The sequence below is a fragment of the Micromonospora sp. FIMYZ51 genome (assembly GCF_038246755.1).
GTDB lineage: Bacteria > Actinomycetota > Actinomycetes > Mycobacteriales > Micromonosporaceae > Micromonospora.
In genome coordinates this window covers 4,156,112-4,169,409 of sequence record NZ_CP134706.1, presented here as the reverse complement: position 1 = coordinate 4,169,409, position 13,298 = coordinate 4,156,112, and the positions used below count along the sequence as shown (strand labels likewise).

The 13,298-nt window shown below is 72.8% G+C and carries 11 protein-coding genes; 8 read left to right on the top strand and 3 right to left on the bottom strand.

Annotation, left to right across the window (positions count from 1 at the left end; all coding sequences use genetic code 11):
* Positions 1–182 precede the first annotated feature (182 nt).
* The 4 genes from QQG74_RS18995 (at position 183) to QQG74_RS18980 (ending at position 6,715) form a co-directional block, all read left to right on the top strand.
* Positions 183–3,059, top strand: coding sequence for an AAA family ATPase (locus QQG74_RS18995; RefSeq protein WP_341716108.1), 2,877 nt, complete (start codon positions 183–185; stop codon positions 3,057–3,059).
* Between the two features lie 156 nt (positions 3,060–3,215).
* Complete coding sequence (locus QQG74_RS18990) at positions 3,216–3,986, top strand: DUF5995 family protein (protein ID WP_341721282.1); 771 nt, start codon at positions 3,216–3,218, stop codon at positions 3,984–3,986.
* A gap of 157 nt (positions 3,987–4,143) precedes the next feature.
* Entirely contained in the window at positions 4,144–4,539 is a 396-nt protein-coding gene (locus QQG74_RS18985) for a hypothetical protein (RefSeq protein ID WP_341716107.1), read from the top strand.
* An 85-nt stretch (positions 4,540–4,624) separates the two neighbouring features.
* A complete protein-coding gene (locus tag QQG74_RS18980; RefSeq protein WP_341716106.1) occupies positions 4,625–6,715 on the top strand; it encodes an amino acid transporter in 2,091 nt (696 codons plus the stop codon).
* 136 nt (positions 6,716–6,851) lie between these two features.
* Here QQG74_RS18980 and QQG74_RS18975 read toward each other — a convergent pair whose 3' ends face one another.
* The 3 genes from QQG74_RS18975 to QQG74_RS18965 form a co-directional block, all read right to left on the bottom strand.
* Positions 6,852–7,058 carry a hypothetical protein gene (locus QQG74_RS18975; protein WP_341716105.1) on the bottom strand — a complete coding sequence of 69 codons (207 nt, stop codon included), beginning with the start codon at positions 7,056–7,058 and terminating at the stop codon, positions 6,852–6,854.
* Positions 7,059–7,201: 143 nt separating this feature from the next.
* Positions 7,202–8,158 carry a helix-hairpin-helix domain-containing protein gene (locus QQG74_RS18970; RefSeq protein WP_341716104.1) on the bottom strand — a complete coding sequence of 319 codons (957 nt, stop codon included), beginning with the start codon at positions 8,156–8,158 and terminating at the stop codon, positions 7,202–7,204.
* 199 nt (positions 8,159–8,357) lie between these two features.
* A complete protein-coding gene (locus QQG74_RS18965) occupies positions 8,358–9,167 on the bottom strand; it encodes a bacterial transcriptional activator domain-containing protein (protein ID WP_341716103.1) in 810 nt (269 codons plus the stop codon).
* A gap of 390 nt (positions 9,168–9,557) precedes the next feature.
* Between QQG74_RS18965 and QQG74_RS18960 the strand changes: the two genes are divergently transcribed.
* From QQG74_RS18960 to QQG74_RS18945, 4 genes are read left to right on the top strand one after another with little or no spacing between them, the layout of a single operon-like run.
* Complete coding sequence (locus QQG74_RS18960) at positions 9,558–10,322, top strand: SRPBCC family protein (RefSeq protein ID WP_341716102.1); 765 nt, start codon at positions 9,558–9,560, stop codon at positions 10,320–10,322.
* Positions 10,315–10,713: a cupin domain-containing protein gene (locus QQG74_RS18955; protein WP_341716101.1), complete on the top strand. Its 399-nt coding sequence runs from the start codon at positions 10,315–10,317 to the stop codon at positions 10,711–10,713. Before QQG74_RS18960 ends, QQG74_RS18955 begins: the two co-directional genes overlap by 8 nt.
* Positions 10,710–11,984, top strand: coding sequence for a beta-ketoacyl-[acyl-carrier-protein] synthase family protein (locus QQG74_RS18950; RefSeq protein ID WP_341716100.1), 1,275 nt, complete (start codon positions 10,710–10,712; stop codon positions 11,982–11,984). The genes QQG74_RS18955 and QQG74_RS18950 overlap by 4 nt, the downstream gene beginning before the upstream one ends.
* Positions 11,981–13,240, top strand: a complete 1,260-nt coding sequence (locus QQG74_RS18945) for a beta-ketoacyl synthase N-terminal-like domain-containing protein (RefSeq protein ID WP_341716099.1) — start codon at positions 11,981–11,983, stop codon at positions 13,238–13,240. The genes QQG74_RS18950 and QQG74_RS18945 overlap by 4 nt, the downstream gene beginning before the upstream one ends.
* Positions 13,241–13,298 lie beyond the last annotated feature (58 nt).

The window sequence follows — 13,298 nt, the reverse complement described above, 5'->3', positions numbered from 1 at the left end:
GCCTCTCTCCCCCCGTACGTGTCGACGTTGTCCGCAGCTTGTCACCCCTGGTCCGACGGCGGATCGGCAGAACGACGTATGTCGGCCGTACACCGCCATTGGTCGCAATGTTGGCGCGAGCCGGAGGAACGGGGTGACGCGGCGCTAGAGCGGGAAGGGAGCCGGTGGCTAGGCTGCGAGCCATGGCCAGCGACCTGGACACCACACCGCTCGTCGGTCGGGCCGATCTGGTGGCGACGGTGCGTGCCGCGCTGCTCGACGAGGTGGTGCCGGGGCACACCGCGGCCGTCTTCCTCACCGGAGAGAGCGGTGTCGGCAAGACCCGGATGCTGCACGAGGTCGGTGCCGGGCTGCGCGACGGTGGTGCCCTGGTGCTCACCGGCTCCTGCCTGGACATCGGCGACGCCTCACCGTTGCACCCGCTGCGCCAGGCGCTGCGCCGGCTCGATGCCGACCTGGCCCCGCCCGCCACGGCCTCGGTCCGGGCGCTGCTGGCGGTGTTCGCCGAGGAGGTCACCGGCCCGGACGGCGCGGGTGCGCTGTTGGAGCGGGTCTCGCGTGGGCTGAGCCTGATCGCCCAGGGACGTCCCGTGGTGCTCGTGCTGGACGACCTTCAGTGGGTCGACCGGACCACCCGCCAACTGCTGCTCTACCTGCTCGCCGGCCTGGGTGACCTGCAACTGTCGGTGCTCGCGGCGGTGCGTTCGGAGTCGCTGCAAGGCGCGCATCCGCTGCGCCGGGTGCTCACCGAACTACGCCGGCTCCGGGCGGTGCGGGTGCTCGACCTGGCCCCGCTGGACCGGGCCGCGACCGAGCAACTCGCCGCGGCGGTGATGCGCCGTCCACTGGCCCCCGAGGCGGCCGAGCAGCTGTGGCGGCGCAGCGGGGGCAACCCCTTCGTCGTCGAGGAGCTCTCCCGGGACCTGCGCGACGGGCGGGACGGTCTCTCCGACACCCTGCGTGAGGTCTTCCTGGCCCGGGTGGACGCCCTGCCCCGGCCGGCGCACCGGGTGGTGCACGCGGTCGCCGCCGGGGTGGAGCCGGTCACGCATCGGCTGCTCGCCCGGGTCGTCGACTTACCCGAGTCCGACCTGCTGGACGCCGTACGCGCGGCGGTCTCGCACCGGCTGCTGGCCGGCTCCGACGACGGTTACCGGCTGCGCCACCGGCTCGTCGCGGAGGTGCTCGCCGACGAGCTGCTGCCGGCCGAACGTGCCCTGCTGCACCGCCGCTACGCCGAGGCGTTGACCTCGGCGTCCGGCGAGCTGCACCAGGCGCGGCTGGCGCATCACTGGCGGCTGGCCGGAGAGCCGGAACGGGCGCTGCCGGCGGCGCTGGCCGCCGCGGCGGAGGCGGAGCGGCTGTACGGCTACGCCGAGGCGCACCGGCACTGGTCGGTCGCCGTCGAGCTGGCCGAGGGCCTGCCCGGTGTCGACCGGGCCACCCTGCTCGGGCACGCGGCCGAGGCCGCCCACCACTGTGGTGAGTACGCCCGGGCGCTGGCCCTGCTGGAGGAGCTGGCCGGGGCCGACACCGAACTTCCCGCCTGTGAGCTGCACATCCGGCGGGCCCGTTATCTCGCCGCCGCAGGTCGGTCGGCGCTTGCCGAGGCGGAGTACCAGCACGCCCTGGCGGCTGCCGACTGCACCTCGCGGCAGCGGGCGACCGCCGCCGCCCGCCTGGCGGAGCTGCTGCTGCACCTGGGCCGGTACGCCGACGCCGGCAAGTGGGCACGGGAGGCGTTGGCCCTGGCCGAGCAGGTCGACGGGGCCACCACCGAGGTGGTACTGGCCAGCATGGCGCTGGGCTTCTCCGAGGCGTTCCGCCAGGATCCGGAGGAGGGCCTGACCGTGCTGCGCCGGGCGTTGGCGACCGCCGAACGCGCCGGCCGCCCGGAGGACGTGGCGCTGGCCTACCTGCACCTGGCCGAGCTGCTCACCGGTCCCCTCAACACCTGCGAAGAGGGGGTGGTGGTGGCCCGCCGGGGTGCCGAACGGGTGACCGAACTGGGGCTGGGCCGCAGCTACGGCACCCGGTTGCTGGCCATCGCGACAAACGGCCTGTTCCGGGTGGGGCAGTGGTCCGAGGCGGAGAAGGTGGTCGCGGCGGCGCTGCGGTACCGGCCCTCCGGCGCGGACGCGGTCGAGCTGCTGCTGGCCCGGTGCCGGCTCTCGGTCGGCTACGGCGACGTCGAGGCCGCCCACCGGGATCTCGACGCGGTGGCCACCATGCTCGCCGGTGGCGGCGCCCGGCACGTCATCCCCCTGCTCACCCTGCGCGCCGGGCTGGCCATGTGGCAGGGGCGCCATGACGTGGCCCGGCAGGCGGTCCGCCGCGGCCTCACCGAGACCCGCTCCGACGACCTGGTCATCCTCGCCGTACTGGTCTGGCACGGCCTGCGCGCCGAGGCCGAGGCGCACGCCAGCCGTACCGTCGCGGTCGACGACGACGCGGTGCGCCGGCTGCGGGAGATCGCCGACCGGGTGGCCGGCAGGAGCGCACACGCGGCCCGGCCGGTACGCGACGTCGTCGAGGGCTACCTGGCGCTCTGCGCGGCCGAGGTGAGTCGACTCGACGGGGCGGATCCGGAGCTGTGGGCGCGGGCCGCCGCCGAGTGGGACCGCCGCAACCATCCGTATCCGGCGGCGTATTCCCGACTGCGGCAGGCCGAGGCGTTGCTGGCCCGTCGGCGGCGGACCGCGACCGCCGGCAAGCTGCTGCGCCAGGCGTACCAGACGGCGCAGGGACTCGGTGCGGTGCCGATGTGCGCCCAGATCCGTACCCTCGCCGGCCGGGCCCGGATTCCGCTTGAGGAACGGAGCACCGACGTGGTGCCGCCGACCGGCGACGAACTCACCGCGCTCACCGCCCGCGAGCGGGAGGTGCTGGCCGCCGTGGCCGAGGGCCTGACCAACAAGGAGATCGGCCAACGGTTGTTCATCAGCGAGCGGACCATCGGTGTCCACGTCTCGCACATCTTCGACAAGCTCCAGGTGCGCACCCGGGTCCAGGCGAGCACCATCTTCCTACGTAGCCGCCCGCAGGTGTCGGATACGTAGTTCTACTGATGTCGCCGGGTTGCCTGCCTGAAAGGCTGAGTCCGGCGCCGACGAAGCGACGACGGCGTCGGCGGACAGGGCGGAGCAGGCATGAGTGAGCGAGTCACCGGGCTCGGCGCGGTGGCGCCCCATGACGACACGGAGCGACGGGACGACCTGACCGGGCCGGTCTGGGGGCCGGTGCACCAGGACGTCGTGGACCTGCTCGCCGAGCATCCGACCGACGTGCCCGCAGTGGTCGATCAGCTGGCCCGGTTGCAGGAACTGCTGGTCCGGCTGCCGCCGCTGCTGGACAGTTGCCCGTTGGCCGACTTCAACCGGTTGTACCTCGTCATCACCAGCAGCGTGCTGGACGGCCTCTACGCCGACCGGTTCGTCGACCCGGTCTTTCTGTCCCGGCTGGACGTCGAGTTCGCCGCGCGCTACTTCGACGCGCTGCGACTGTGGAGCGACCGCAGCCCTGCCATCCCGCAAGCCTGGGCCTGCCTGTTCGAGCGGATGTGCGGTCCGGACGCCCGACCGTTGCCCTCGGCGGCGGCCGGCGTGAACGCGCACATCAACTTCGACCTGCCGTTCGCGCTGGTGACCACCTTCGACCACCTGGAGTCCGAGCCGGTCAACGGCAGCGATCAGCACCACGACTATCTGGAGATCAACAAGATCTTCGCCGACCAGATCCCTGAGCTGCGGCGCGGCTATCTGGACCGGTGGCAACTGCTCTTCGACATGCTCAACGGCGACATCGACGACTGGTACCAGGGTGAGCTGATCGGCTACACCCGCGACGTGGCCTGGCGCAACGCGCAGCGGATCTGGCGCTGCCGGCACGATCCGCATCGGCATGAACGCGAGCGCAAGCGGCTCGACGACGCAGCCGCGGCGCTCGGTCGGTTGCTGCTTTCGCCCCTCGGGGCGTTCTTGCAGTAGCCGGGACGGGGGGTCCCCGCGCTCCGTCGCACCAGCGGCGGAGTGCGGGGGCGGTCCGACCCGACCGGGCGGCGACGCCCGGAACAGCGCACGGGGGACAGGGGGGCCGGCCGGCCCCGGGGGGTGTCGGCCGGTCCTCGTGGGGTACCCGACGGCCATGCCCGGACAACTCTTCGAGTTCCGGTTCGATCCGCAGTTTCGCCCGTTACTGGTGCTGCTCGGGGTTCGACCATCGACCGCCTGGGTTCGGGTGGCCGCCGACGATCTCGCGGTGCGGTTCGGGCCGTGGCGGCTGCGTACCGGCCGGGACAACGTGGCCGGCGTCGAACTCGGCGGGCCGTACCGCTGGTGGTGGGCGATCGGGCCCCGGCTGTCCGCTTCCGACCTCGGGGTGACCTTCGGCAGCAGTGTCGCCGCCGGGCTCTGCGTACGGTTCGTCCGGCCGGTACCCGCCCTGGTGCCCGGTGGCTGGCCGCGCCATCCGGGGCTGACGGTAACCGTCGCCGACCCGGCCGGGCTGGCCCGCGCCCTGACGGATCCGGGCGGCGGCTGAGCGCGGTCCGCTTTCCCGGTTCGGGCGAAGTCGCGTTCTTCGACCGCCTACGGTCGGGGCAGGAACGCCGGAGGGCGGGCGGGACATGGGGGACAGGACCAGAGCGCGACGTGGCCGGGAACGCCGGCTGGCGTCCGGTACGCCGGATCCCGGGCTGCGTGCGGCGCGGGATCCCACCCGGCCGGGTGAACGGGCGGGGCGGCGGGTGAGCGTGCCGGACCGGGTGGCGGTGGGCCCGCGCGGCACCGCCGCCCCGCCGAGCCGACTGCGCCGCTGGCTGCTGGTGCACCAGGTGCAGCCGGTCGGTCCGGAGACCGGCGAGGGGCAGGCGCGGTCGCACTCCTGGTGGCGGGTGATGTGCCTGACCGGTGTGGACTACTTCTCCACCCTGTCCTACCTGCCCGGCATCGCCGCCCTGGCGGCCGGGGCGCTGTCGCCGCTGGCGACCCTGCTGATCGTGGCGTTGACCCTCTTCGGCATGCTGCCGATGTACCGCCGGGTGGCGCAGGAGAGCCCGCACGGTCAGGGTTCGGTGGCGATGCTGGAACGGCTGCTGCCGTTCTGGCGGGGCAAGATCTTCGTGCTGGTCCTGCTCGGCTTCGTCGCCACCTCGTGGCTCGTCACCATCACCCTCTCCTCGGCCGACGCCACCGTGCACCTGTTGCAGAATCCGTACCTGCCGGCGGGGTTCGGCGGGAGCACGGTCGCGGTCGCCGTCACGGTGCTGCTCCTGCTGGTGCTGGGCGGGGTCTTCCTGCTCGGCTTCCGGGAGGCGGTGGCGGTGGCCGTGCCGCTGGTCGTGGCCTTCCTGGTCCTGAACGCGGTGATCGTGGCGGCGGCCCTGGGCGAGGTCTTCGACAACCCGGGGGTGCTGGCGGACTGGACCGGGACGCTGCGGGCGGGCGGTGGCCCGGGCGAGGTGGCGCTGACCGCGGCGCTGGCGTTCCCGTTGCTGGTGTTGGGCCTCTCCGGTTTCGAGACCGGGGTCAGCATGATGCCCCTGGTCGCCGGGGCCGGGCCGGACCCGCAGGCGCGGCTGGCCGCGCGGATCCGCAACACCCGACGGCTGCTCACCGCCGCCGCGTTGATCATGTCGGTCTACCTGGTCTGCACCACCTTCGTCACCACCGTGCTGATTCCGCCCGACCAGTTCGCCCCCGGCGGGGCCGCAAACGGTCGGGCTCTGGCCTACCTCGCCCACCAGCAGGTCGGCGAGGTCTTCGGCACCGTGTACGACGTCAGCAGCATCCTCATCCTGTGGTTCGCCGGTGCGTCGGCGATGGCCGGTCTGATCAACATCGTGCCGCGCTACCTGCCGGCCTACGGGATGGCACCGGAGTGGGCGCGGGCGGTACGGCCGGTGGTCATCGTCTACACGCTTGTCTGCATCGTGTTGACCGTGCTCTTCCGGGCGGACGTCGATGCCCAGGCCGGGGCGTACGCGACCGGTATTCTGGCCATGATGGTCTCCGCCGCGGTGGCGGTGGCGATCGCCGCCGCCGGGCACCGGCAGCGCGGCGTCGCCGCCGGCTTCACCGTCCTCACCCTGGTCCTGTTGTACGCGCTTGTCGAGAACGTGATCGCCAAGCCGGACGGGATCGCCATCTCCGGCCTGTTCATCCTCGGCATCATCGCGGTGTCGCTGGTCTCCCGGGTCACCCGGACGACCGAGCTGCGGGCGGAGCGGGTGGAGTTCGACGAGGCGGCGCGGCGGTTCATCGCCGACTCGGTGGCCCACGACGGCCGGTTGCACGTGATCGCCCACAAGCCGCGCAGCGGCGCAGTCAAGGAGTACACCGTCAAGGAGCGGGCGCAGCGTGGGCTCAATCCGGTGCCCGGGGCGACCGATGTGCTGTTCCTGGAGATCGACGTGCTCGATCCGTCCGGGTTCCGGCACGTGTTGCGGGTACGCGGCGTCGAGGTGGGCGGATACCGGGTGCTGCGGGCCAGCAGCCCGGCGGCGCCAAACGCCATCGCGGCGATCCTGCTGGCGCTGCGCGACGCCACCGGGATCCGCCCGCACGCGCACTTCGAGTGGTCGGAGGGAAACCCGATCGCGCACCTGTTGCGGTACCTGATCCTGGGCCGGGGCGACACTCCGCCGGTGGTTCGGGAGATCCTGCGCAAGTCCGAGCCCGATCCGGCCCGACGCCCCGGCATCCACGTCGGCGGCTAGCCCTCGCCAATCCGCTAGTCCGGGCTAGCCCTACGTCAACCGGGCTAGCCCTGCGCCGCCCGGCCAGATCCCCGCCCGCCGCCGGTCGCGCTGACCGGCGGCGGGCGGAGCCGGGCGTGGTTGTTTCCCGCCCACGTCACTGGGAGGGCTGGGGCAGCTCGCAGTCGACCTTCGGGTTGGCGCCCACGTAGTTCAGTGGTCCGGCGACGATGGTGACCAGAATGGTGCCGAACTCGGCGCAGTTGGTCTCCTCGTCGTTGTAGTAGCCGCGCTGGCCGGCGGCGACGGCGCCGATGATGAGCCAGATAACGACGAGAACTCCGAATATCGACGTGCCACGCATGGCGTCCTCCAGTCGAGGGTGGGTACGAGGTGACGGGCCTTGTACCCAACCGGGCCGTCCGGCTAACGATGACCGGCCCGCGCCGCGACCATCCGCCTGCGCGCTCGCCGTCCCCCGTACCGGCGGCGGCTCAGCGACCCTGGTCAGACCTCGTCGCCGGCCTGGGCGGCCAGGATCTTCGCCTGCTGCGGCCAGGTGGCCACGCTGGCCGTGGCCCGCAGCCCGGCGCCCCGGATGGTTTCCCGCAGCCCGGCCTCGTCCAGGTCCGCCAGCTGCCGGAAGGTCCGGATGCCGGCGCCGTGCAGGGCGGCGGCCATCTTCGGCCCGACACCCTGGATGCGGCGGAAGTCGTCGGCGGCCTCCGCGACGGCGGCGGCCGACGTGGCGGCCTCTTCGACAGCGGCGGTCGGTGCGGCGGCCGGTGTTTTCTTTGCAGCCGGCGTCTTCTTGGCGGCCGGAGCCCGCTTGGTGGCCGGCTTGCGGCGCGCCGGGGCGGCATCGACGGTCGTCGGCGTGCTCTCGGTCGGCTCGGTCGCCGCTGCGGTCCCGGTCGTCGCTGCGGTCCCGGCCGGCTCGCTCGCGGTGGACTCGCTCAGTGCGGACTCCGGCGTGCTGACGTCGGCGGCGATGGCGTCGGTGGTCGTGGCGTCCGCGGCTGTGGCGTCGACGGTGGTGGCGTCCGTGGTCGTGGCGTCGGTGGTGACGGGCTCGGTGACCACGGCCGGCGTCGATGCGGTGTCCACCACGGTCGCGGTGTCCACCACGGTCGCGATCGGCTCGGTGGCAGCCGGCTGCGTGGCGGCGGGCGTGCTGGTGGCCGGGGCGGCGCTGGTGGCCGGTTCGACAGCTGTCGGTTCGGCGGCGACCGGCTCCACAGTGGTCGGTTCGGCGGCGACCGGCTCGGCGGGTGCTGCGCTGGTGCTGCTCGGTGGCTGGGTGTCGGTGGTCGTGGCTGCTGCCGGCGCGCTCGCCTGCGTGGTTGCGTCACTTGTCGGCGCGGGCGCGTCGTTGCGCCGGCCGCGCAGCAACAGCCAGCCGCCGGCCAGCCCGGCCAGCAGCACCACGAGCAGTATCAGCCAGTTTCCGAAGGAATCGCCCACGGCAAACCTCCCTGAAGGTCACGTCCGGATCGTCGTCGCGAAAAAAGCTCGCCGCAGCTTTTCACACGTGACGCAGAGGCAACAGGCAGGCTCGGTAACAGTCCGTATTCAGGCCGGGAGGGTCACCACAGGTGCCCGGTACGGGACGGACGGTGTGGACGCGGAAAGGTGCGGCGAACGCCGTCCCGGTGACGGCCGGTCAGCGGGCCTGGGACGTGGGCCGGGTGGACGGTTGCCCCGGCGGCCGGGGTACCGGCCGGCTCGCGCGCCGGATCGGTCCGAGTGTCTCCTCGAGCAGCGCGGTCATCGCCGGGGACGGCTCCAGCCGTAGCTCCCGCAGCAGCAGGTCCCGGTAGACGTAGAAGGCGTGTACCGCCTCGAAGGCGTTGCCCTCGGCGAGATGGATGCGGACCACCAGCCGGTGCGGCGTCTCCCGCAGCGGCTCGGCGGCCATCGCCTCAAGTGCCGCGTCGAGGGCCTCGCCGTGCCGTCCGGCGGCCAGGTGCTGGCCGGCGAGTTGTTCGAGCATGTGCAGGCGGAGCTGGCGTAACCGTTCGCGGTTGGTCAGCACCCAGTCGTCGTACCAGCCGGGCAGCAGGTCGTGTCGGCCGGCGGTGAGGGCCAGCGTGGCGTCCTCCGGTGGCTGGCCGTCGCGGACCCGGGCCGCCGTGGCGACCAGCTCGTCGACGTCGACCCGTACCGTCGGGTCGAGCCGGACGGTGTCGGCGGTGATGATCATCGGGCAGTACGGGTCCTGGCGCAGCCGCCACAGCGCGGTGCGCAGCGACGACAGGGCTCGTTCCTCGGTGGCCTCCGGCCACAGCAACCCGGCGAGGTGGGTACGGGTCGCGCCGGACCGCAGCCCGATCAGCGCGATCACCCGTTGCAGGCCCCGGGGCACCAGCACCGGTGTGCCGCCGTGCGTCAGGCGGAAGCCGCCGAGCAGGTGCAGGGCTACCTCGACGTGCCGGCGTTCTCCGGTGGTCGGGGCGGGCGGATCGGCGGCCAAGGAGGCACCCCCTGCGAAACACGTCGGCTGCGGGTCTCGGCCGGGTCCCGGCGTGGCCGCCGGGACGCCACCGTCGACACTGCTGGACCGCGCGTGGGTGGCTGCGCCAGCCGGGTCTGGCCGTCGCGAAGATTATCAATAGCGATTACTCTGAGTCAACGTCGATGTCGGTAAGGCGACCTCTTCATCATCCGTGAGTTCGGCTCTGAACTGGACAAACCTTGTCGATCACGCGAGCGCTCAGCGCACAGCCCATCCACAGTTTACGTCAACGTAGCGTCACCATTGGCGATCGTCGCGCTGTCTTGCGGTGACGCTCGGGTGACACCGGCCGCCGCATCGTGGCGGAAGTTGTCAGGCGGTTGTGACCGCCACAACCGAGGAGGACCGATGACCGTCACGGACGGCCGCTCGCTGACCGGCGAGATAACCGACATCCTGGTGACCAACTGCGGCCTGGACCCGGACGTCGCCGCCCGCGCGCCGACCGCCTCGCTGGAGGAGCTGGGGATGGACTCCCTCGCGCTGCTCGAACTGGCTGCGGTCGTCGCCGACCGGTGGCGGGTGACCATTCCCGAGCAGGCCACTCAGCTGAGCATTCCCGCAGTGGCCGACCTGGTCGCCCGGGGTGCCGAACCGGCGGCCCGGCCCGAGCCCGCCGATCCACCGGCCACCGTCGCGCCCGGACACACCGAGAACAGCATTCTCATCGCCGCGCCGCTGGAGCTGGTCTGGTCGGTCACCAACGACGTCGCCGGCTGGCCCGAGCTGTTCACCGAGTACGCGCGGGCCGAGATCATCAGCCGCGACGGCGACACCGTCCGCTTCCGGCTGACCATGCATCCCGACGAGAACGGGGTGGCCTGGAGCTGGGTCAGCGAGCGGACCCCCGACCCGACCAGCTGGCAGGTGCGGGCCCGCCGGGTGGAGACCGGACCGTTCGAGTACATGAACATCCACTGGATCTACCGGCAGGAGCCGGCGGGCGTCCGGATGACCTGGATTCAGGACTTCGCGATGAAGCCGACCGCGCCGGTGGACAACGTCGGGATGACCGAGCGGATCAACACCAACAGCGTCGTGCAGCTGGCGGTGATCAAGGAGCGGATCGAGCGGCTGGCGCGTACCGACCGGAATGGGGACGACGATGAGTGAGCTGGCCCTGGTCGCCGCCCGGGACGTGCCCGCCGACCGGCGCCGCGGCGGCGAGCTGCGCGTCCTGCTCGGCCCGCGTACCGTCGGCAGCACCTCCGGCTTCATGGGGGTGGCCAGCATGGCGCCGGGGGAGCGGATCGCCGAGCACTACCACCCCTACAGCGAGGAGTTCCTCTACCTCGTACACGGCGCGATCACCGTTGACCTGGACGACGAACCGGTGCCGCTGGTCGCCGGTGAGGCGCTCTTCGTGGCCCGCAACGTCCGGCACCGGCTGCGCAACACCGGCGACCACCCCGCCGAGGTGGTCTTCCACCTCGGACCGCTGGCCCCCCGGCCGGAACTCGGCCACGTCGACACCGAACTGGTCGAGCAGCGAGACGGGTCATGACCGGCCGCCGCACCGTGGTCACCGGGATCGGGGTGGTCGCCCCGGGCGGCGGCACCCGGGACCGGTTCTGGAAGAACATCACCGAGGGGCGTACGGCGACCCGACGGATCAGCTTCTTCGACCCGGCGCCGTTCCGCTCGCAGATCGCCGCCGAGTGCGACTTCGACCCGCAGGCCGCCGGGCTCACCCCCGAGCAGCAGCGACGCGCCGACCGGTACGTGCAGTTCGCGCTGGCCTGTGCCGCCGAGGCGGTCGCCGACAGCGGTCTGGAGTTGACCGATGCCGAGCGGGACCGGGCCGGCGTGGTGCTCGGCACCGCCGTCGGCGGCACCATGGCCCTGGAACAGGAGTACGTCACGGTCAGCGACAGCGGCCGGAACTGGCTTGTCGACGCCGCGCTCGGCGGACCGTACCTCTATCCGGCGCTGGTGCCCAGCAGCCTGGCCGCCGATGTGGCCTGCCGGCACGGGTTGCACGGCCCGGCCCAGGTCGTCTCGACCGGCTGCACCTCCGGCATCGACGCGATCGGGTACGCCCACCAGCTCATCGCCGACGGCGAGGCGGACATCGTGCTCGCCGGAGCCGCCGACTCGCCGATCTCCCCGGTCACCGTCGCCTCCTTCGACGCCATCAAGGCCACCAGCCCGGACAACGCCGACCCGGCGCACGCCTCCCGACCCTTCGACGCGGACCGGCGCGGCTTCGTGCTGGCCGAGGGGGCGGCGGTGCTGGTGCTGGAGGAGGCCGGTCACGCCCGGCGGCGCGGCGCACACGTCTACTGCGAGGTCGCCGGCTACGCCAGCCGCAGCAACGGCTACCACATGACCGGGTTGCGCCCGGACGGTCGGGAGATGGGCCTGGCCATCACCGACGCGCTGCGCCAGGCCCGGCTGGATCCCGCGGAGATCTCCTACATCAGCGCGCACGGCTCCGGCACCCGACAGAACGACCGGCACGAGACGGCCGCGTTCAAGCGGGCCCTCGGGCCGGCCGCGTACCGGGTGCCGATCAGCTCGATCAAGTCGATGGTCGGACACTCGCTTGGCGCCATCGGCTCGATCGAGATGGCCGCCTGCGCCCTGGCGATCGAGTTCGGAGTGGTGCCGCCGACGGCCAACTGGGCCACCCGGGACCCGGAGTGCGACCTGGACTACGTGCCGAACACCGCCCGGGAGGTGCCGGTCGACGTGGCGCTCTCGGTCGGCAGCGGCTTCGGCGGCTTCCAGTCGGCGATGCTGTTCCGCCGGCTCGCCCGCGAGGTGTCGGCGTGACCGAGCAGCGGCGGGCGGTGGTGACCGGGATCGGTGTGGTCGCGCCAAGCGGGGTGGGCGCCCAGCGGCACTGGCGTACCGTGCTCGCCGGCCAGCGGCGTACCGGCCCGATCACGCTCTTCGACGCCAGCGGCTATCCGACCCGGTTCGGCGGCGAGGTGGCGGACTTCGACCCGTCCCGCTACACCGACAACCGCGCGCTGGTGCAGACCGACCGGTGGACCCACCTCGGGTTCGCCGCCACCCGGCTGGCACTTGCCGACGCCGGCCTGCCCGAGCAGGCACCCGATCCGTACGGCTGGGCGGTCACCCTGGCCAGTTCCTCCGGCGGCAACCTGTTCGGCCAGCGGGAACTGCAACGGCTCTGGTCGTCTGCGGCCCGCACCGTCGGGGCGTACCAGTCGATCGCCTGGTTCTACGCGGCAAGCGTCGGTCAGCTCTCCATCCGGCACCAGGCGAAGGGACCGTGCGGGGTGCTGGTGGCCGAGTCGGCCGGTGGCCTGGACAGCCTCGCCCACGCGGTACGCACCATCCGGCGCGGCGCATCGGTGGTGCTGGCCGGGGCGACCGAGTGCCCGCTGAGCCCGTACGCGCTGGCCTGCCAGGCGCGCTCCGGCCTGCTCAGCGAGGCCACCGACCCGGAGCGGGCCTACCGGCCGTTCGACGCCGGGGCGTGCGGTTACCTGCCGGCCGAGGGCGGCGCGGTCTTCGTGGTCGAGGAGTACGGTCACGCGGTGGCCCGGGGCGCCCGCAGCTACGGCGAGGTGGCCGGGTGGGGCGCCACCCACGACGCGGTACACACCTCGGCCGAGTCGGCCGGCGACCCCCACCAGTACGCCCGGGCCATGCGGCTGGCGCTGGGCCGGGCCGACGCCGAACCGGCCGAGGTGGACCTGGTGGTGCCCGACGCCCTCGGGGTGCCCCGCTACGACCGCGCCGAGGCCACCGCACTGCGGACAGTCTTCGGCGACGCGGCGCCGGTGAGCACCCACAAGGCGTTGACCGGGCGGGCACACCAGGGTGGGTCGGCGTTGGACGTGGCCACCGCCCTGCTCGCCTACCGGCACGACACGCTTCCCGCGTCGGCCGGCCCGGACCGGGTCGCCGACGGCTGTGAACTGGAGTTTCTCCGCGAGCGCCGACGCCCGCGTACCCGGGTGGCGCTGGTCTGCGCGCGGGGCTTCGACGGATTCAACAGCGCGCTGGTGCTGCGTGGCGCGGCACCGACAGGTGCGGGCTCCCACCTCCGGCGGTGAGGGCGTACTGCTCAACGGGGACCCCTCCTACGAGACAAACGACCGGGCGCTGATCCTC